Genomic DNA, 21,387 nt, shown 5'->3' with positions numbered 1-21,387 from the left:
AATGCAGCTCATCCATTGCAACGTTTTTTGACGTTGCTCCACTTTATTGCTTCAAGAAACCCTTCTGTTCCAAAAATGGCTTCAACTGCAAACGCGCTGGCTCGGTCAATCTCGTCGCCATTTGCTCAGACCAAGGTGTAGAGCGTTGACCGCCCGTACGTTCCTTCAGATATTCAGCTGATGTATGGTCGTATACCTCTACAGCTTTCATCGTCTGATTTTTATCGTAACCATTCATATGCAAAACACCGGACAGTGGAAGACGTGGACGCAAGCCCGTTTCCTGATCCGGTACACCAATGCACATACCGAACACTGGATATACCAGCTCTGGTAACCCTAACAACTCGGATACCTCTGCTATTTTAGTACGAATGCCCCCGATGTAAACGATGCCCAAGCCGAGTGATTCAGCGGCCACCGCTGCATTTTGTGCAGCTAACGCGGCATCAATGGTTGCAACTGTATAATTTTCGACGGACCCTTCGTAGGAAGGCTGGCCTGGCTGATGATGAATCGTCACCTGCTTCAAACGATACAGGTCTGCGCACCACACCAGAAATGTAGGGCATTGCTCAACATAAGCCTGCCCTCCTGCCAACTCGGCCAGTTTTGTTTTTAAGGAAGGCTCGGTAACGGCAATAACGGTATATGCCTGCACATTGCTGGACGAGGATGCCATTTGGCCAGCTGCCACAATAGCTGCGAGCTGCTCGTCGGCAATGGGGTCTGACTTGAATTTTCGAACAGACCGATGGTTCATCAACAAGGAAATCGTATCATTCATGACGGCTTCACTCCTAATCCATAATATAAGCTCTTTATCTGCTTCAAGCTGTGAGTACACGAAAAGGTTCTTGCATACTTGCATGGCACTCCTACAAATATTATGAAACTTTCGCCAATGATAAGCAACCTGACGCGATGAAAGATGGCACCATGGATTACACAAATGAAAAACTTAGCAAAAAAGCAAGTATGCACAAAGCTAAAATTGTGCGTACTTGCTCCAAATTACAAATCGATCTTGCTGCAAATATCCAGCAGTATGCGTCTGCCTAATACATCAAAACATTTACAGCTTCACGCGCTGGAGACGCAGCGCATTCAGCACGACCGAAACAGAGCTGAATGCCATGGCCGCTCCCGCCAACCATGGAGCAAGAAAGCCTAAAGCAGCAATCGGAATGCCGATCACGTTATAACCGAGCGCCCAGAACAGATTTTGCCGTATGTTTGTCATGGTCCGCCGGCTCATTTCGATCGCGTCCGGAATGCTATTTAGGTTACCACGCATGAGCGTAATATCGGCAGCCTCCATGGCCACATCTGTACCCGTGCCCATTGCCATCCCTATATGAGCTGTAGCCAGCGCCGGCGCATCGTTAATACCGTCTCCGACCATGGCTACGATCTTGCCCTGTTCCTGAAGTCGTTTTACCTCTTCGGCCTTTCCTTCAGGCAACACTTCCGCCAGCACCCGTTCAATTCCCGCCTGGGTGGCAACGGCCCGCGCCGTCCTTTCATTGTCACCCGTAATCATGATGACTTCAATGTTCATCGCCCGCAGACGGACAACAGCTTCTCGTGACGTTTCTTTAATTGTATCCGCGACGGCCACTAATCCGGCATAGGAACCGTCCACAGCGACAAGCATCGCCGTTTTCCCTGCGCCTTCCAGTTCATTCATTTGCTGCTCGGTTGAGTCATCAATCGCGATGCCTTCCCTGCTCATTAACCGGCGTGTGCCCACCAATACCTGCTTGCCTTCCACAGAGGCCTTCACACCATAACCCGGAATATTTTCAAAATCCGTCGGGCTCACTAGCTCAATACCTCGATCAGCAATCCCTTTTACAATAGCTTCTGCCAGCGGATGCTCCGAGCTTTTTTCTGCCGCACCGAGCAATCGCAGCAAATCCGTTTCAGCCAGGCTGCTTGCGCCAACCATAACATCCGTTAGCTCTGGCTTGCCGTTCGTAACCGTACCTGTCTTATCCAAAATCACTGCGTTGACGGAACGGGTCATTTCCAAATGCTCGCCGCCCTTGAACAAAATACCGTACTCAGCGGCACGTCCCGATCCTGCCATAATGGACGTTGGGGTAGCCAATCCGAGCGCACAAGGACAAGCAATGACGAGAACTGCAATCATTTTCTCCAATGATCCTGCAAAATCAGACGGTGTCACAAGGAAAAACCAGACGAGAAACGTCATCACGGCAATAGCAACTACGATGGGAACAAAGATACCCGAGATTTGATCCGCAATCCGCTGAATCGGGGCCTTGGAGTTTTGCGCATCTTCCACGACCTTAATAATACGGGCCAACGCCGTATCACCACCCACACGCTCAGCCTGGATACGAAGTACTCCGTTTTTATTGAGCGTGGCTCCTGTGACTGGGGAACCCTCTCCTTTTTCAACCGGAAGACTCTCGCCACTTAACATGGATTCATCCACTGCCGAACGCCCATCCACGACTACACCATCGACGGGAATTTTCTCCCCTGGACGCACAATAAAGATATCCTTCACACGCACTTGTTCAATCGGTATATCTAGCTCTTGTCCATCACGTACCACACGTGCCGTTGTCGCCTGTAGGTTCATCAAGCTCTTGATCGCCTCAGACGAACGTCCTTTGGCTACCGCTTCGAACCATTTACCGACCAGAATAAGCGTAATGAGTACCGCGCTTGTCTCGTAATACAGCTCTGGCATGGTCATGACAGGCATTCCCGCCATTCCCTCCATGACATCAGACGGACGCAGGGTAAGGTACAAGCTGTAAAAATAAGCCGCAGACGTACCCAGTGCAACTAACACATCCATATTTGAACTGCCGTTGCGAAGCGCTTTATACGCACCCACATAAAACTGCCATCCAATGATGAACTGAATGGGTGTTGTCAGTACAAGTTGAAACCATGGATTCAAGAACAGTTCTGGTACATAAATCCATGAGGTAAAGGAAAAATGAGCCACCATCGCCCACAATAACGGAAGCGACAGCACTGCCGATATTATCCACTTCCATTTTTTACGTTGGATATCCTTACTGCGAACATCCGCAATATTGTCCTCAGCACTCTGTGGGATCGCTCCGTAGCCCAGCTGTTCAATCTTGCTTACCAGATCACTAACCGTAGTACTCCCAGCAGAATATTCCACATGAGCTGTTTCCATCGCCAAATTAACCGTAGCACCTGTTACGCCTGGTATTCGGTTTAATCCTTTTTCAATTCGAGCTGCACAGGCTGCGCAAGTCATGCCCGTCACATTCAAATTGGCTTCTTCACTCACAGTTCCAAAACCAAGAGAAGCAATTTTATCGCGGAATTCAGGGATTTCCACCTGCTTGGGGTCATAGGATATAGACGCCTGCTCCAATGCCAAATTCACATTAGCCTGCGCCACTCCGTCTATTCGGTTTAAACCTTTTTCAATACGGCTTGCGCAGGCTGCGCAGGACATCCCCGTAATATGAAGCGTTGTATGCTTATCACCGTCGGTCGCACGGTTTTCCATGGTAGTCCTCCTTCTACATACCCCAGTGGGGTATATTGTGTTCAAAAAGAAAAAGCTCCTTACAAGGAAGCTTCTTCTTCGAACAAACCTGTTCACGCATCATACAGCATCTTAATCTTAAACAACATCATAGCCTTGGTCTTCAATGGCTGTTTTCAGCGCTTCAACACTCAGCTTGGATTCGTCATATTCTACACTTACTTGTTTCGTTTCGAGGCTGACCTTGCCGGTAGCGCCTACTTTTTCCAAAGCTCCTTCTACGGCTTTCACGCAATGATTGCAGCTCATGCCTTCTACGTTCAATGTAACTTGTGCCATTTTCGTTTCCTCCTCAAGGTACGTCCATACCCATAATGTGTATATCTGCTACTTTTAACGGATTAGCTTCTTAACCGTAATTAATAGCTCATCAATCACTTCTTGCTCTCCTGCCTGCATGCGCTCAATGACACAGCTTTTCATATGCCCTTCCAGCAGTAGCTTGCCGACACCATTCAGGGCCGACTGAACAGCCGCAATCTGGTTCAACACATCGTCACAGTAAGTGTCCTTCTCAATCAAGCCCTTAATCCCGCGTACCTGCCCTTCAATACGGTTTAACCGGGATACAAGGCTGTTCTTGAATTCCGCCGAATGATGACTTTTTCTAACTGTCTTCTCCCCATCTGTTCCACAATGAGTCCCGTGGACTTCAGTGTGGGAAACAGGTTGCTCCTCAGCCATACATCAGCCTCCTGTGTGGTGTAATGCACTCATGCATTTAATATATCCCCATCATAATATACCCCCATGGGGTATGTCAACATTCCTGAAAAATGTCACCATTTTGCCTTGTTTCACACTTTTGAGCGTGCTTCCTTGGCAAGTACAACAAAGCTTAACAGCGCACCAAGCTCAGCTATAGCAATAACAACCGCCATCGGTACGGGGGTTGTTCCACTACCCAAGCCTACCAACGGTGAAGCGATGGAGCCCAGCAATAGAGGCAGCAAGCCAAGCATGGCGGACGCACTGCCTGCGGAACGCTGCTGACTCTGCATGGCCAGTGAAGTCGTCGTTGTACTCACAATACCTACGCAGGATACGACAAAAAACATCGGAATTAATACAGCTAACAATTGGCCTCCGGTAAAAGCTACGGTAAGCAAGCTGATCCCGGCTACAGCCGCAATCACCAGACCTGACAAGAGCAACTGTCGTTCGCTAAATCGACCCACGAGTCTACCCGTCAACTGGGAAAACAGTACAATACCCAAACCATTCACCGCAAAAATGATGCTATACGTCTGAGGAGAAACCCCGAAAATATCCTGAAGCACGAAAGGCGAGCCAGCGATGTACGCGAACATAGCCCCTGTAATCAGTGCCTGCGAGAGGGCATAACCCATAAAGCGCCGATCTGCAAATAGATGACCGAGTGTTCCCAGCGTCTGCTTCAAGCCACCGGATGAACGACGGTTCGTTGGCAACGTTTCTGGAAGGCCCAATACAACGGCAATTAGCATGGCCACACCAACTACACACAGCACCATGAAAACACCGCGCCAGGAAACAAAATTCAAAATGACACCGCCCAGCACAGGTGCAGCAATGGGAGCCACACCATTCACCAGCATGAGCAGTGAGAAAAAGCGTGTCAATTCTTTGCCCGAGTACAAATCACGGGCCACTGCTCTGGAAATCACGATCCCCGCCGATCCTGTAAGCCCTTGAATAAAGCGAAGCGCAATAAGCACAGCGATATTTGGAGCAAACACACATAACAGCGATGCCGCGGCGTACAGAATAAGCGAAATCACCAGCGGTCCTCTGCGACCCCTCACATCGCTAAGCGGACCAGCAACGATCTGACCAACGGCCAGTCCCAACAGACAGGCTGTCAAACTAAGCTGTGCCAGCGAAGTAGTCGTATGCAAATTGTCGGCTAATGTAGGCAGTGACGGCAAATACATATCTATGGACAATGGTCCGAAGGCACTTAATGCACCCAGAACAAAGGCAATCCATAATATTCGTGATTTGGTCATATCTGCGGCAACCATTACCGTATTGGATAACCGATTCATGATAATAATCATCCTTTTCACTAAAATATAAATAATGACTTCAATATATTATGATATCATTCATTTCATCTGGCTTCGAATAATTACACGCTAATCCGCGATTTTTTTTTCAAAATTGCTATAAATCAGGCAGGAATTTACCAATTTCAGGTCGAATTACACGGTAACCAAAACAAAAAAAATTGTAGAATCTGGAGAATGATAATGGTCTATGATGGAGTGCTGCTGGGTCTCATTGTAGGCTTGTTTAGAGGAGGCTGGCGGCAAGGTCTGATCCGTTTCAGTCATATTCGCCTTATAGCCGGTTGGATGTTCCCCCTGCTGCTGGTGGTTCAATTCATTATTTTTTATGCTCAGGAAAAGTGGGCTTGGCTGGCAGCCATTAATGGGTATCTATTTATGGGAGTCTACGTGGTCGGATTGATATTTCTCTGGTTGAACAGACATCATAAGGGATTCAAGCTTATTTTAATCGGCGTGTTGATGAATTTTATCGTTATGGCAGTGAATGGCGGCAGGATGCCGGTCTCGCTAAGCGCTTCTGAAGTACTGGGTCCTTATTATACAGATATGCTTAAATCCGGCAGTGTCATCTCGAAACATTACATGATGGATGCGAGCACACGTTTATCATTGCTTGGTGACATCATTCCCCTTTCCAAGCCCTATCCCCGCACGCAGGTGATTAGTATTGGAGATGTCGTCATGAACTTCGGGATGTTCCTGTTTATCCAAAATGTGATGGTCGTAAAAAGAAATAAGGATAATCAACAAGAAACCAACCCCCACCATGCCTAGTTCAGAGCTTATTCCAAGGAAGGGAGGGAACCGTATGAAAAACTTGAAATACTCCCGTGTGATTATCAATGCTATTATCGTTGCTTCTGTCGTAATCGCTTTGACTTCCGGTTACAAAATTGGAGGCTAGTCACCGATAAAGAAAAAAAGGAAGCACAGGCTCAACAAAACAGGCTGGATTCCGGCCTGTTTTTTCATGTGAAATTTTCGATTACAAAATTGTAAATTATCCCATTCACCCCTGGTAGCTTTGACATCAAGATACGACAAGGCAGGAGAAAAAATGATGAGTATATTAAAAAAGCTGCAAGAACGGGTTACCACGACGGGAATATACGTATTTTTCATGTGTATGGTAGGCCTGATCGTTCTCTTGTATACGAACCGTTGGTCCTTTTTGCACTATTCGACGACAGAGTGGGTCACGATCTATTCCCTGTTGGGAGCAGTTCTGATTCTGGAGCATTTTACATTCCAGTTGCCACCAGCCAGTAACAAGCAGTCCATGGATTCCTCCGTGTACCTCGCTTGTATTTTTGTGCATGGCACTGAAATTGCCATTTTGATTTTGCTGTTCAATGTGATCATTGCTGCGTTTCGGCATACAGAACTGTCCTGGTGGAAACATGCCGTCAATTTTTCCATTTACGCACTTTCCATTTTCCTGTCGTCAACCGTGTTCGAACTAAGCGGCGGAACGCAGGGAGCCTTGAACGAGGACCATTTTGCTTCCTACCTGCTCGCATTGATCTGCTACTTTACGGTAAACACAATCACCTTGGGCATCTACTTCTATATCGCATATAAAGGGTCGTTCAATGAGCTCAAACAGGCTTTTTTGGCAGAATCCCTGCTTGTATACTTATGTACACTCATCCTGTCTTTGGTCTTAACCACGCTGATTTATTACAACGGCATTTTAGGACTTTTGCTGTTCTTGGGGCTAAGCATGCTCTTATCCCACGCGTTCAAGCAAATGTTCACGATGTATCGTGAGATTGAAGAAAAAGCCAACACGGATCGCAGAACAGGGCTGTACAATCACAGCTACTTTGAAAATACACTTGAAGCTGAACTAAATACATCCAGATCGCAGAATACTCCCCTAAGTTTGGCGCTGATTGATATTGATGATTTCAAAAAATACAATGATCACTTCGGTCATCTCAAGGGCGATCAGCTACTGGGGTTTCTCGGTGAGTTTCTCAAAAAGGAAACGTTCGGTACTCATATTACCGTATCCCGCTATGGTGGAGAAGAATTCACTTTGCTTATGCCCGATCATACTGCTGAACAAGCTTATGAAAAGGTCAATGCTATCCGAAAAAAACTGAATGATTCCCGTTACGAGGGAGTTGAAATTTTCCCACACGGGTGTCTGTCCTTCTCCGCAGGCATTGCACAAAGCCGCATTGACATCTACGACAAATCACAGCTGGTCGATCTAGCGGATAAAGCACTGTACTATGCCAAGAAACAGGGCAAAAATATCGTTCATACACACGGCAGTCTAAATGAAGTGGAACGTGAGGTCGATCTCGGACAGGATATTCGTGATCTGGAGCAGCAGCTTAATCTATTCTTGTACAAGGATATTAACACCTTCAAGCATTCCAAACGGGTATTCAGATATGCAGCGGACATGAGCGATGTGCTTCAGCTCGGTCCGAAGGATAAGCGACGTTTTTTACTGGGAGCCCTCATTCACGACATTGGCAAACTGGAAATACCCTGGAATATTCTTAATAAAAAAGAGAAGCTGTCTAGCGAGGAATGGCGGATGGTACAAGCTCATGTCATGTGGGGCAAACGTATTGTCGAAGCCAATGAACGATTCATAGATTTAGTTCCTTTTGTGGAGCTGCATCATGAACGTTATGACGGGGGAGGCTATCCGTTTGGCTTTAAGGGCGAGCAAATCCCAAGGCTGTGTCGGATGCTGACGATCATCGACTCTTTTGACGCGATGACAACAGAACGTCCCTATCAACCGACCAAAACATTCGAGGAGGCCATCGAAGAATTGCGTACTTGTTCGGGGAGCCAATTCGATCCCGATCTAACGGCTATTTTTATCCAATATATTCAACATAAGCAACCTGCTTTCACGCAGTCTATAGAAGCAGGCATCTAATGTCTCATACACTATTCCACTTTATCCTTACCGCGAATGAAATCCAGGCGATTTCTTTCACAGTAGGGACTTTTTATAAGATTGCCATTTTGCATCATGCTTATTATTTCAAATTTCATATAAATGTCATAATTCGCTCCATCTATTCACGCTATATGCACTATGATTAAGATAGGAATTGGTTTGTCCGTATAAAATGCTACAAATGAGGATATCCTCGCTTCAAGTAATCGAGAGAAGGTGACTTCACAGGCATGTTGTACCTGTCCAGACCAGCCCGTGTGGCTTGTCTTTTATTGCTGTGTCTCCCTCTTCTGTTCCTGTTTCCTCACTCATCGTGGGCTCATGCATTTGTCGTTGAATCCAGCCCGACCGAAAATCAGGTTTTGGACAAGTCCCCTTCTCAGGTGACTATCACTTTCAATGAAGATTTGCAGTCTGCCTTCATGTCCATCAAAGTGACTGATGAAACAGGCAAGCGGGTCGACACAGGAAAAGCACAGCTCAATCCAGAGCACCCATCCACCATGGAGATCCAATTGATTCCAGGGGTGAAGAATGGAATTTACACCATCACTTGGAGAGCTTTGTCCGCAGATGGACACCCAGTCAATGGAGTGATTCCATTTCAAGTAGGTAGCGGTTCCAATGCGTATACCGATCAAGCTACCCCTTCTGAAAGCTCTGGGACATCACGAATCGACTTAATTGCTGTCCGTTGGCTCCTTTACATAGGGTTATCGCTGCTGTTTGGAGCGATTTGTTTCCGACTGTTCCTCTTACCGAGCATAAACCGAGCCAAGAATCGCAGTGAACAGCAGATGCTTAGTCAGCGACCCTCTGACACATTACCCCGTTGGACTAAGCTGCTCTGGAGCGGCTACGGCATAACGTCTGCTGTCATTTTAATTAGCCTACCGCTTCAGGCGTCTTGGGATGCCGGAGTTTCCATCGGGGAGGGCTTCTCACTCCCTATTCTGGGAGAAGCTCTTCAATTTACGGGAGCAGGGAAAATCTGGTTTATCCAGATGATTCTCGTGCTGCTTCTAAGCGTAACGCTAATTTATGCGATCGATCCCAGCATTTCTGATCGCCAGCGCCGTGTTTGGGGCTACAGCTCCGTTTTACTCACGCTGAGCCTCATGCTGTCCAAGGCCTTTGTCGGGCATCCGGCAGCAGCCACCCATCCGGCTCCAGCCATTGTGGCAGATTTCGTCCATCTTGCAGCGTCAGCTTTTTGGATCGGATCACTTGCCGTCATGGTGGTGTGCCTGCCTGTTGCCGGATTGGAGCTCCCTGTATCCGTGCAGGCAACTCTGCGACAAACGGCCCTGCGCCGCTTCGCTGGCTGGGGCATGGCTATGGTGGCGGCGCTACTCGCCACTGGTATCTATGGAGCGGTGCTGTACATTCCGGCTCCCTCCATGCTGCTGAACACATCCTATGGACTCGTTCTGCTTGGTAAAGCAGCGCTACTGCTAGTGATGCTGGTCTTCGCAGCCAGCCAGTTTCGCAGCGCTCGGCAAGCGGCGGCGAGCAAGCGAGCCGTCGGAGGATTGCGTACCGAGCTGTCCGTCGGTCTGCTCGTGATGCTACTGGCAGCGGTGCTCACTCACCTGTCACCTGGCCAGGCACCTGCTGTACCGTTTGAGGAGACTCGCACTACTGGCGAATACAGCGTTACACTGGCAGTCAGCCCTAATGCTGTGGGCAGCAATGAATTTAAGGTATCCGTTCAGGATAGCAAGGGGGCTGCCGTTTCAGGAATCCAGCAGGTCACATTAACGCTTATGCCAGCTAATCCTGACCAAGATCAACAGGAATTTGTTCTGCCCGTGAAGCAGCAACAGCCTTTCCGCAGTCAGGAATTGATAACCTCCGAAGGAACATGGGCGGTAAAAGTACATGCTCTGACAGCATCACTCGATGCGGTTGATGTTGAATTCACTCTGCAAGTAGACGGTAAAAAATAATTATCTTATTCTTAAAAGGAGCGAAATAAATATGAATACAACGATTCAAACAGCAAAATCCAGGTTTTCCAGGTTAGCAACTTCCATGGGTTTAATTGCGGCTGGTGCCTTGCTTTTTGCAGGTATGGCCAGTGCGCATGTGACGGTCAAGCCTTCCGTTTCACAACCTAATGCGTGGGAAACGTACACGTTGAAAGTGCCTGTGGAAAAAAACATTCCAACCACTAAAGTGGCCTTGAAAATTCCCAAAGAGGTCGTTTTCAAACAATACGAGCCAGTACCGGAATGGAAGGTAGCCACCGAAAAAGACAGCTCTGGCAAAATAACTACCGTCACCTGGACGTCCGAAAAAGACGGAATCCAAGCGGGTCAGTACCAACGGTTCAGCTTTGTAGCACAAAATGCAGATCAGAATACTGCAGCAGCCTGGGACGCCTTCCAATATTACAGTGACGGAAGTATTGTGGAATGGACAGGCGATGAAGGAAGTAACAATCCTCATTCCATTACTACAATCACGGCGGATGCCACACCGGAAACTCCTGCTCCTGCCGCAGACAGCGGACATGATTCGGCAGGCACCGCAGAGGGTCATGCAAACACAGATACGGCTAAAGATAGCAGCAGCACCGCACCTACCTCGGACAATGCTGCTGAGGCTGCCCCTGCTGCTTCTGCTCCAGCCAGCTCTGCTACACAAACCACAGCACTTGTCCTCTCGATCATTGCAGTCGTTCTTGGTGCCGTAGCTGTCGGCATTGCACTCAAACGCCGCAAATAATCTGGGTTACAATAAAATATAAAACTGTTTTAAAAAGAAAAGGCTGACACCGTTTTAAAAGGTGTCAGCTTTTTTTTATATGAAAAATAACGATGTTTTTCTTATACTATTCAGCTTAAACAAATACTCAGATTTATCTCATCCTATCATTTCACATTCACCTATCTATCATTTTTTTGGTAAAATGGTAGAAACCTCACGATTCTAACATGATAGCATTGCAATCTATTGAGCATAGGAGATCATAGGATGAAAATCGTAAATAAGGCTTTGTTATCTAGCGTTATCCTTCTGAGTACCGCAGCGGGAATCTATAGCCCTATGGCACAAGCGGATGCGGGTAAGATCAGCATCATGCTGGACGGATATCCATTGCCGTTCCCTGTACAGCCTGCCATGATGAACGGCACGACGATGGTTCCCTTTCGCGCAATTTCTGAGGCTCTGGGCATTACAGTGAAATGGGATCAAGCCAGCCAAAGCATCACCGCTACCAAAGCACAAGGCAATGCAACCAAGCAGGTGGTTCTCAAAATGGGGAGCCGCAATGCCACAGTAGACGGACAAACCGTTCAACTAACAGCCGCACCGCAAACCGTGCGCGGCAGCACGATGATTCCGCTGGGCTTTTTCGGGCAACAGTTTGGAGCCACAGTCAACTGGAATCAGGGAACACGGACAGTCTCTATTACATCGCCACGTGAAGCTATGTATACTGTAGGCTTCTATGCGCTGTCTTCCTTTGACCAAAAATCCAAAATACCGAATTTTAATGCCGTTGCCTTCGGCTGGAGCCGAATTGATACAAACGGACAGTTCACGACGACCGGCAAAGAATATAAATGGCCTCAAGCCGCTGGAGCTGTAACGCCTGAGTCTATTCTACAAGAAGCAGATAGCCAGGGGACTTCCCCTTACCTGATGGTTTATTCTGTAGACGGTAATCATGAGCTAACCAAGGTTTTGGAAAATACGCAGCTTCAAGAACAAACCATTTCCCAAATCGTCAGCACTGCCACCGATAAGCAGTTCAAGGGCATTACGTTAGATCTTGAAGGATTAGGCTGGAGCGGCGATAAGGCCAAAGCTCGTTCTGATTACAACGCTTTTATTAAAAAGTTATCGGCCAAAGCGCATCAAGCGGGACTCAAGCTCACCGTCGTTCTGCATCCGCTGAATAGCTCTTACACTGGTTATGATTACAAGACGCTGGGTAATCTGGCGGACGATCTGATCATCATGGCCTATGATTACGGACAAAAATCTACGCCTGAGCCACTAGATAAAGTGGACGAAGCCATAAAACTGGCATTGAAGGAAACCTCGCGGGATAAGCTCATTTTGGGAATTTCAATGGGTAGCGAAAAAGGCAGCACCGTTAACGCCAAGATCGGTTTAGCCAAACGTTATGACCTCAAAGGAATCGCGATCTGGCGTCTGGGCATCATCGGAGAAACAGCCTGGGCACAGATGAACGAAGCCATCGAGTTTAAATAAGATTATATTTTATAAAGATATCCCGTTCTTATTCCGCCCGCTAATGATTCTCATGCGTCTGCTATGAAATCATCGGTGGGCTTTTTTCATGTCTATTTTAGCAAAATGCTTGCCTGACTTGGAAGTTGTCGCCACAGGCTCGCAACCCTGTTCTCCGTAGAAGACACCCCAGTCTCTCATAAAATCCAGCAACGGTCTTAGCGTATCTCCCAACGGGGTAAGCGAGTACTCCACACGCGGTGGGTTCTCGTTATAAATTTCACGGTGCACAATGCCATCACGCTCCAATTCGCGCAACTGCAAGGTTAGCATCCGCTGTGTAATATTAGGGAGGGTCCGTCGAATTTCATTATAGCGCCGTGGTCCTGTGGTCAAATGATACAAGATGCCCCCCTTCCATTTGCCGCCTATAATCCCAACAGTTGTCGCGACAGGACACCCAAAATTAACGCTAACTGTATGTTCCATCTCCTGTGCCATGTATTCCCCTTCTTTCTACAGGTTGTAGACTAATAGCCCCAGACCTACAAGGTACAAATATGTGCGTACTTGTTCCCGCAAAAAACTTTCTATATGATGACTATATATTCGATATCAACTCTCATTATAGTAGCAGAAAACCAATGGAGCACCAACTAAACCCAAATCTAAAGGAGTACATTTCATGTCCAATACATCAGATAAAAAACAGGAAATTCTGGATGCCTTTCTATTCAGACATGCCACGAAAGAATTCGACCCTAATCGCATCATACCGGAGGAGGATTTTCAATTCATTCTCGAAACTGGACGACTTTCCCCAAGCTCCGTAGGATTTGAACCTTGGCAGTTTGTAGTCGTACAAAATCAGGCATTGAGAGAAAAACTGGCTGCGGTTTCCAGTGGTGGTCAAAAGCAGATCCCAGCGGCCAGCCATGTCGTTTTGATTTTGGCACGTAAGGATGTCCGTTATGATTCACCTTACGTGGAGTACATGTATAAAGAGGTGAAGGGTATGTCTGACGAAGACTTTGCCTCCCTACCAGGCCGCTATAAGATTTTCCAAGGTGAAAACCAACGCCTGCTGGAAAACGAACGCACGTTATTCGACTGGGCCTCCAAGCAAACTTATATTGCCTTAGGTAATATGATGACAGCGGCAGCTCAGATCGGCATTGATTCCTGCCCGATTGAAGGCTTTAACTATGATCAGGTGCATGCCATTTTGGAGGAAGAAGGCCTGCTGGAGGACGGGCTGCTGGATATTTCAGTCATCGCTGCCTTCGGTTATCGTGCTCATGAACCCAAGCGGGAAAAATCCAGACAACCACTGGAGAAAGTTACACGTTGGGTCCTGTAACCTGCGACTCATACCCTTCCAAACCTTGGACATTAAAGCATCTAAAAAGCGGGCTTACGGCGCTTCATCTGAATGATGAACACACCGCAGCCCGCTTTTTTAGATCACTTCAATCTCTATTAAAATTCCTTTGGAAGCCAGGTTATCCAGGCACTCCTTCATATATTCGTCATCATGCTCCACATATGCGTCCGCGCCTGCCAGTTCCTCGCCTAGCTCCGCTTCCCAAGGTTCACACTGCTTACCACGATACAATGGCTGTTCCCATAGTGGATCAACATTGTATCCTCTGCTTTTCATTTCGTCCATAATGAGCTTATGATAGCGTACCAGCAGCATGGGGTGATAGTCGAACACATAATTCACTGTGGCGTGTGGCTTTCCCCACCCGTTCCCCCGCAGGGCACAACACTCACGATGTTGTCCCAACAGTTGGGGACGGGGCAGCTTGCCAATCAATTGTTCATGCCAAAGCCTCATGCTTCCACAACCTTATCTGTAGCTTTTTCTGTATTATTGGATTAGCATACGGATACCTGTCAGTACAATACCGATCAGGAAGCCTGTTACTGCGCCGTTAATACGTATCCACTGCAAATCCTGTCCCAGTTTGTCCTCCATCAGTGCAATCAGGGATTTGTTATCCATTTTGTCTACATTTTCGCGCACCAGGTTACCAATCCGGCTATGATTGGCTTCCACGAGACTAGTAATTCCTTCCACGATTCGTGCATTAATTTTGTCCAGCAATTCGGTATTCCCTCTTAAATCAGCCAGCATCCGATCCAGTAACGGTAAAATGTAGGTCGGCACATAGTCTTCGTCTTCCATATAGTTCAATAAGCGGGTACGAAGCTCTTCCATTTTACCGAGCACGGACGCTTCGCCTTCCCAAGCTTCAATAAGGCTATCCTTCCAGCCGTTCAGCCCTTCCTGAACCGTATCCTTCGTTGCCAATCGGGTCACCTGTGTTCTTAGACCGTCGATCACTGCCAGACGGCGCGGATGCTCTTCCCTTTGCAGCTCTGCTACCTGATCCAGCAGGAAATGACGAATCATTTCACCCATGCGCTCTTCGTTCAGATAGCCGAGGAAGGCGTTCAAGGCAAATTGCATCAGCCCGCTCACCTGCAAACCACTGACAGCCTGCATCCCTAAGGTGCCAAGTGTATAGCCTGTTTCCGGTCGCAAAAGCCAGGATTCCGCCTGCTCCAGCGTGTAATCCAGTGCACGAATATCATAGCCCTTCTCACTGGATTGGCGGGCAAGCGCCTCCAGTAGTGGTCCGGCATCGATGTCCGTCACCTGTCGCTTGATCTCAGCCACGATAATCGGAGCCAATTCCGCGAGCGGGAGCGACTGGACGAGCCGCTTGGCGAGCACATCTATCGATGCTGCTGCTTCTGGTGTACGCAATCCTTTTTCCACACCGCCCAGCATCAGCTCCGCCAAACGAATGTCCGCGATTTTAGAAGCAATGCTGTCTTTGTTCAGCAAGTTATTTTCCACCGTATTCACCAATGCATTCGTGAGCTTGTCCCTATTTTTAGGGAGAAGCGCCGTATGTGGTATCGGGATGCCTAGCGGATGACGGAACAATGCTGTGACAGCGAACCAGTCTGCCAGTCCCCCTACAAGTCCTGCCTCAAAGGCTCCGGCTAACAATCGAGCCCAGCCATATTGCTGGAAGGGCACGGTGGCTGCAAAGCCTGCCCCTAGAATAACGAGCGACCAAGCCGCTGCGGTTTTCGTATTTTTGGGTTTTTCCATCCTGTAATCCTCCAAACTGACTATCGATAAGTTAAGCAACTATACATATATTACCCATCATATCATTGCCTGTGTAATTTCCAAAGTTGAGAGCACTTATAATTCAACACATAAGGACATTTTTTGCGTAATTTTTTATGCATATATCTCTCTTTTTTACATTCATGTTCGTGAACCAAATCACAACACTGGGTCCAAAATCTCATTTTCAATAATAAGCCTTACGAACCATTTTATCAGAACCAAGTCCTAAATTTCGTAAACCGAAAGGAGAAGTGAATGGAAAAGTTGAATGGGCATGTAAGATATTTTTTTCAACACTATCCTATATTTGACCCCGGAAAGGATTTGAATCCATGATGACCTCAGAATTCTTTCAACAATATTCGACCTTTTATACGGATAACCAGGTTGAATATCCATAAGAAGCGAGGCTTCTATAAAGCTCACACACAAATTTTGATATATAGACATATTTAATGTGATAAAATAAACTTTTATTAAATAGTAAATCATGTTTAATCAGCCATTATATATTGGTACATCAAACCAAGATAAGCTAGATAAAATTGCTTTTTTGTAAAGGAATTGAATATGACAACAGACCAAAAAAAACATCGAGGGCCTCTGGAACGGCGAACCTGTCGTAATTGTGCGCACTCCCTCCGCTTTTGCCAAGCAATCCCTTTTATATATTCAGGAATTAGGCTATTTCCAAAAAACCTCTGATTTTACAATAGAAAGGAAAGAACTCACCTCCTTTTTGCTTGTTTTTACGCTGTCTGGTAAGGGAGAATTACTGTACCGGGACAAGAAATATATTTTAAAGCCTCATGATTTGTTTTTTATTAATTGCGATGAATATTTACAATATAGCACCTCCGGTGATGAAGCCTGGGAGTTTATCAGCTTATACCTGTACGGCAACCTGATCGAACATTTTTACGAACAATTTGCCAAGCATAATAAACCGGTAATATCCCTGCACAATCCATATGTTATATTGGACAAGCTGCATGCTCTAATCTGCGGGCAGTCTGATCGAAGCCTTTCCGGCGAGCTGCTGACGTCCAGACTCATTGGTGAAATACTGACGTATATTTTGCAGCATCCTTATGATCATCGGTATGTAAATGCTGGAACGCTCAGCGAAGTACGTCAGGTGCAGCAGTATTTGGACCAGTCCTACTGTGAGCGAATTACGCTGGACTCGCTGGCAGACATGTTCAACCTAAACAAATTTAATCTTGCTAAAAATTTCAAAAAACAGATTGGATTTTCTCCAATTGATTATCTCATTAATGTCCGGATCACAGCCGCTCAGGGATGGCTTAAAACCAGTGACATATCCATTGTGGATATCGCAAGGTACGTTGGGATTCCCAATACGAGCCATTTTATCAACCTATTCAAGGAACATGTAGGGGAAACACCTCATTCCTTCCGTAAAAAATGGGGAAACCGCTCCAAATTGTAAATAGGAGGTCTCCTGTACTCCGTTTGATAGACGATAGACGCACAAGCTATTCAAGCTAATGGCAAAGCTGTCGAAAGACAGTGACGCAAAACTATAGGGCCTTCCTACTCGGATGGCAGCCAGTTACCAGGTGAACGAGCTTTTTATTATGCCTTTTTACATAGCTCCATCACAAAATTGCTATACCTCTCTCGAAGAAAAAACCTTGATCACTATGATCAAGGTTTTTTTCTGTTGGGGTAGTCATGTCAACCTAGCATGCTGAATATACTAATTTCGAACTAGGAGGAGGGAAGGAAAACAATATAACACAACATAACCGCCGAAGCTTGCCATATTACGATGAATAGGAGAATCACTTGGAGCATGGGAACCAAAATAAATGTCATGATTATTGCCTTATTGCTCATTGTCCAAAGCTTTTTCAGCACCACACTGGCTTACGCAGATCCTCCTGCCCCTGAACTGCCGCACAGTGCTGTATCCGATCCTACAACCGTTACGGATGCTGTATATGCGGTCCCAAACCCTGAACCCCCTAAGGAGGTTCCGCCAAACACTGTCCCTTCCGTGCAAGGAGCAGCTCATTCAAAGTCTCAAAAGGAAGCAGCTCCCCAGAGTATACTAACGAAGTTGATTCTAACGGACGAAGCCGGACGTGTCATTGATGCGGTATATAATCCAGGTAGTACGTTCGACATTGGATCAGCCATCCAACTTGGCTATGAATGGGAGCTTCCTGACGATGCTTATAAAGCAGGGGATACCTTCACCTTTCACTTACCAGAACAGTTTGTCATCTACACTGATATCTCATCTCCGCTAGTGACTACAGACGGGACCGTGGGGTTCTTTACAGTAGATCGTCAGGGTAAGGTCATCATGACCTTTAACCAATATGTAGAGAACCATTCCCATGTCAGCGGCAAACTGCAAATTAAAACCGAATTCACAAAAGAAACGGTGAAAGGCAGCACAGAAGTCATCATTGCGATTCCAATTAAGGGCGGGGTTCAAACGGTCATCGTAAATGTGAAACCCCAGTCAGGGCCAACTTTAAGCAAGCAAGGAAAAATAAATGGCACCCACCAGATCGACTGGGCCATTGATGTGAACAAACAGCTAAACACCGTTAAACACGCCCTCATTACTGATCCAACTCCTTCAGGACTGGAACTCGTGAGAGGCTCTATCCGACTCTATCATCTGCAAGTCAATATCGATGGCACGACCGTTGTCAAAGACCTAGTGAATGCGAGTAAATACGCCATTGAATCGGATCAAGCCGGGACCGGATTTGCAATTCATTTTCAAGATGCTAGCATTAGCACTGCCTATCAGATCCAATACTCCACCCGCATTACTGGCAACGAAACTCGCTTTTCCAACACAGCGACGCTTTCAGGAGATGCGATAGATAACGTTGCTGCCACCGCTACGGTTCAGGTGGAGCGTGGTGAATTTTTGTCCAAAAAAGTTGAAAAGTATGATCATGCCACACAAACACTCTCGTGGGCCATAAGATATAACTTTGGCGAGACAAAAATCCCCGAAGCCAAAGCCCTTTTAATTGATCATTTCAACAAAACTCAAAAATTGCTGCCCGGTTCTTTGAAAGTATTTAAGGGAAATACACTGGAGGAGCTTCCATCGTGGGCGTACACCGTCATCCCGGTTGACTATCCCGACCGTAACGGCTTCAAACTTCAATTCAACTTCGACGTAGATTCAGCCTATACCATCCGATATCAGACCCAGGCTAGAGGCCGCGTCTATGAAGATGAAAAAGTTACAAACATCATCGCCACAGATGGAACCCAGAAGATCATATCGACGGAAATCACAAGCGGAGTTATGACTAAAATGTATGACACGCCCAATTACAACACGAAAGTCATACCTTGGGTGATCACCATTAATACAGACTCATACACCATGAAAAATATTGTCATTAAGGATGTGTTCCCTAATGGGGGCCTCGCCTTGTTGCCCGACACCCTGAAAATTCAAAGTGTTGACGGTACAACGGAACTACTCGCGCCCATGGATTATGAGCTAGTTCCACGATCAGCAGACTATAAACAAGGGTTTACACTTATTTTTCATAAAACGATTCAGAAAGCTTATACGATCAAATATTCAACTCTCTACAACAATGATTGGAAAACAGATACGACGAAGCCCGAATTTCGCAACAAATCCTTTATAGATTATCAGTATGAAAATGGTGAAACATCGTCGCATGAGGTGGAATGCCCGATCTGGCCGGACTTTATGACACAACGGAACGGGGCCAAGCAAGGAAGCTATGATGCGAGCTCCAAACTCATTACCTGGGATATTAAAGCCAACTATAATCGCAAGATCCTGAATCATGCGGAAGTGAGAGATGTCTTATTGCAAGGTCAGAGGTTACTGCCTGGCTCCGTAAAAGTATACGATATGACCTTGCTGGGATGGTGGGATGGCGTACAAAAAGGGGCTGAAATCCCGGCAGATCAATATACGACGATCCTCCCCACTGAGCAAAATGGTAATGAATTGCGTATCCAGTTCAAGAAGCCGATACAGACTCCGTACTGGATTACCTTTCAAGCTTCATTGGAAGGAGAATTGATTGAAAAGGAAATTCATAATCGCGCTCTTCTACTGGATGGACAAAAAACCGTCTCCGATTGGGCAGCCCAAGTTACGGTACCTCATGGCGGGGAATATGTGTCTAAGGCCGGCGCACAAAATGGAAATAAGATCGACTGGAGCATTCGTATCAATGAAGGACAATCACATGTGTCCAACGCTAAAATAGTCGATCAGCCTAGCAGCAACCAAATCTTAATTGAAGATTCCTTCCATTTATACTCTACAATCATGGCTGCCAATGGAAATACCACCAAGGGCACCGAATTAATCAAAAACCGAGATTACTGGCTTCACATCAAGACAGACACTCAGGGCCAGCAAACTTTTGAGCTTACTTTTGCCAAGGATATTTCCACTGCTTTTATTCTTGAATATCAATCGTTCATTCATGCTGAGGATAAAGCTAAGGTGAGCAACAAGGTTGCTTTTGCAGGAGATCGTTTGACGACAGAACTGCGGGAAACCAGTCAGGAAATCATCGTACGGACGTCTTCTGGCTCCGGTTCTGGTGGGGGCGTAACCGAAACTCTTGAACTGACCAAGGTGGATCAGGATGCTCCCGACAGAGTACTGCCTGGCGCCCGGTTTGCGCTCTATGATAAGGGACAAAAAAGAGTACCGCTTATACAAACGACCAATGCGGAAGGCAAAATCATCTTTTCCTCCTTGCTTCATGACGATTACATTTTGGAAGAATTGGCAGCACCGGAGGGGTATGAAATAACAGAGGGTAAACTTGAGATCAGAATAGACGCAGCACTCCAACAAAGCTCTGGCATAAAGAAGGTTGTGATCACCAATCGTAAAGAAAAGAAAAACGAACCCGAAACACCTGTAGACCCAGGCACACCTACCCACCCAGAGCCGTCTCCCCCAGCAGGAGGCTCCGGGAAAAAACATGATAAAGATCCCGAGGTGCCCGTGACACCATCTATAACCGTTCCTCCGTCACTGCCAAGGCCTTCGGAGGACATTGTCCCTCCACGGGAGGAACCCGCACCCACACCGCCGCCAGCAGCCCGGGAGGAACCCAAAGCACTGCCTGAACCACCAGCCGTCATGCCTCATCAAGATCCGTCTCCTCCAGTGGAGCCGAACGACGAGCCCAAACCTAAAATCCGTCTCCATGATCCAGAGAAAGTGCCAGAGGAGCCACCTGCGGTGCATCAGTTGCCCCAAACAGGAGAAAGTAGCCCCGTTCCGTTTTATTTGGCAGGCATCGCCATGATTATAAGCGGCGTATTTTTGAAATTTAGACGGACAAACAAAAAATAAATGCAATCTACCTGCCTGATCTTCCGTCTCATTCCCGAGTGGAATGAGACGGAAATGGGGCTTTTTTTTTTCAAAGTATGTATCATCCGTACATTGCTTAGGGGA

The 21,387-nt window shown here is 46.8% G+C and carries 17 protein-coding genes and 1 riboswitch; of the genes, 9 read left to right on the top strand and 8 right to left on the bottom strand.

Translation table 11 applies throughout. The annotated features are described in order from the left end of the window. Window positions 1-43: 43 nt before the first annotated feature. Window positions 44-787 (bottom strand): oxygen-insensitive NADPH nitroreductase, encoded by a 744-nt coding sequence (gene nfsA / locus C400_RS0112625; RefSeq protein WP_016818839.1) that lies wholly within the window; start codon window positions 785-787, stop codon window positions 44-46. A gap of 50 nt (window positions 788-837) precedes the next feature. Between nfsA and C400_RS27800 the strand changes: the two genes are divergently transcribed. Further along, window positions 838-1,062, top strand: a complete 225-nt coding sequence (locus C400_RS27800) for a hypothetical protein (protein WP_128574137.1) — start codon at window positions 838-840, stop codon at window positions 1,060-1,062. A 13-nt stretch (window positions 1,063-1,075) separates the two neighbouring features. On the opposite strand, the gene C400_RS0112620 is transcribed toward C400_RS27800, so the two are convergent. The 4 genes from C400_RS0112620 to C400_RS0112605 form a co-directional block, all read right to left on the bottom strand. After that, window positions 1,076-3,532 carry a heavy metal translocating P-type ATPase gene (locus tag C400_RS0112620; RefSeq protein ID WP_017427196.1) on the bottom strand — a complete coding sequence of 819 codons (2,457 nt, stop codon included), beginning with the start codon at window positions 3,530-3,532 and terminating at the stop codon, window positions 1,076-1,078. 117 nt (window positions 3,533-3,649) lie between these two features. Next, window positions 3,650-3,850, bottom strand: coding sequence for a copper ion binding protein (locus C400_RS0112615; protein ID WP_017427195.1), 201 nt, complete (start codon window positions 3,848-3,850; stop codon window positions 3,650-3,652). A 54-nt stretch (window positions 3,851-3,904) separates the two neighbouring features. Beyond that, entirely contained in the window at window positions 3,905-4,255 is a 351-nt protein-coding gene (locus tag C400_RS0112610) for a metal-sensitive transcriptional regulator (protein WP_017427194.1), read from the bottom strand. A 113-nt stretch (window positions 4,256-4,368) separates the two neighbouring features. Then, window positions 4,369-5,598, bottom strand: coding sequence for a multidrug effflux MFS transporter (locus C400_RS0112605; protein ID WP_017427193.1), 1,230 nt, complete (start codon window positions 5,596-5,598; stop codon window positions 4,369-4,371). 204 nt (window positions 5,599-5,802) lie between these two features. On the opposite strand from C400_RS0112605, the gene C400_RS0112600 reads away from it, so the two are divergent. From C400_RS0112600 to C400_RS0112570, 5 genes are all read left to right on the top strand, one after another. Next, the gene (locus tag C400_RS0112600; protein WP_017427192.1) at window positions 5,803-6,396 is read left to right on the top strand and encodes a DUF5317 domain-containing protein; all 594 of its coding nucleotides are present in this window, start codon (window positions 5,803-5,805) and stop codon (window positions 6,394-6,396) included. A gap of 283 nt (window positions 6,397-6,679) precedes the next feature. Next, window positions 6,680-8,530 carry a bifunctional diguanylate cyclase/phosphohydrolase gene (locus tag C400_RS0112590; RefSeq protein ID WP_026065439.1) on the top strand — a complete coding sequence of 617 codons (1,851 nt, stop codon included), beginning with the start codon at window positions 6,680-6,682 and terminating at the stop codon, window positions 8,528-8,530. A 296-nt stretch (window positions 8,531-8,826) separates the two neighbouring features. After that, a complete protein-coding gene (locus tag C400_RS0112580; protein ID WP_232795363.1) occupies window positions 8,827-10,503 on the top strand; it encodes a copper resistance CopC/CopD family protein in 1,677 nt (558 codons plus the stop codon). Between the two features lie 31 nt (window positions 10,504-10,534). Beyond that, complete coding sequence (locus C400_RS0112575; protein WP_017427188.1) at window positions 10,535-11,284, top strand: YcnI family copper-binding membrane protein; 750 nt, start codon at window positions 10,535-10,537, stop codon at window positions 11,282-11,284. Between the two features lie 249 nt (window positions 11,285-11,533). Continuing rightward, entirely contained in the window at window positions 11,534-12,781 is a 1,248-nt protein-coding gene (locus C400_RS0112570) for a stalk domain-containing protein (protein WP_017427187.1), read from the top strand. 69 nt (window positions 12,782-12,850) lie between these two features. Here the strand turns inward: C400_RS0112570 and C400_RS0112565 are convergent, their stop codons facing one another. Then, window positions 12,851-13,261 carry a winged helix-turn-helix transcriptional regulator gene (locus tag C400_RS0112565; RefSeq protein ID WP_017427186.1) on the bottom strand — a complete coding sequence of 137 codons (411 nt, stop codon included), beginning with the start codon at window positions 13,259-13,261 and terminating at the stop codon, window positions 12,851-12,853. Window positions 13,262-13,445: 184 nt separating this feature from the next. On the opposite strand from C400_RS0112565, the gene C400_RS0112560 reads away from it, so the two are divergent. After that, entirely contained in the window at window positions 13,446-14,120 is a 675-nt protein-coding gene (locus C400_RS0112560) for an NAD(P)H-dependent oxidoreductase (RefSeq protein ID WP_017427185.1), read from the top strand. Between the two features lie 99 nt (window positions 14,121-14,219). On the opposite strand, the gene C400_RS0112555 is transcribed toward C400_RS0112560, so the two are convergent. Next, window positions 14,220-14,600 carry a TIGR02328 family protein gene (locus tag C400_RS0112555; protein WP_016818852.1) on the bottom strand — a complete coding sequence of 127 codons (381 nt, stop codon included), beginning with the start codon at window positions 14,598-14,600 and terminating at the stop codon, window positions 14,220-14,222. Window positions 14,601-14,633: 33 nt separating this feature from the next. Beyond that, window positions 14,634-15,890 (bottom strand): DUF445 domain-containing protein, encoded by a 1,257-nt coding sequence (locus tag C400_RS0112550; RefSeq protein ID WP_016818853.1) that lies wholly within the window; start codon window positions 15,888-15,890, stop codon window positions 14,634-14,636. Between the two features lie 652 nt (window positions 15,891-16,542). On the opposite strand from C400_RS0112550, the gene C400_RS0112545 reads away from it, so the two are divergent. Together C400_RS0112545 and C400_RS0112540 are read left to right on the top strand one after the other, a co-directional pair. Further along, entirely contained in the window at window positions 16,543-17,367 is an 825-nt protein-coding gene (locus C400_RS0112545; protein ID WP_017427184.1) for an AraC family transcriptional regulator, read from the top strand. A gap of 50 nt (window positions 17,368-17,417) precedes the next feature. Continuing rightward, window positions 17,418-17,498: riboswitch (cyclic di-GMP riboswitch) on the top strand. A gap of 235 nt (window positions 17,499-17,733) precedes the next feature. Then, window positions 17,734-21,282, top strand: coding sequence for an LPXTG cell wall anchor domain-containing protein (locus C400_RS0112540; protein WP_017427183.1), 3,549 nt, complete (start codon window positions 17,734-17,736; stop codon window positions 21,280-21,282). Window positions 21,283-21,387: the final 105 nt, after the last annotated feature.

The sequence above is a fragment of the Paenibacillus sp. ICGEB2008 genome (assembly GCF_000307675.1).
In the GTDB taxonomy this organism is placed as follows: Bacteria; Bacillota; Bacilli; order Paenibacillales; family Paenibacillaceae; genus Paenibacillus; species Paenibacillus polymyxa.
The sequence above is the reverse complement of the archived record's forward strand: the minus strand, read 5'-3'. Positions and strand labels throughout refer to the sequence as shown.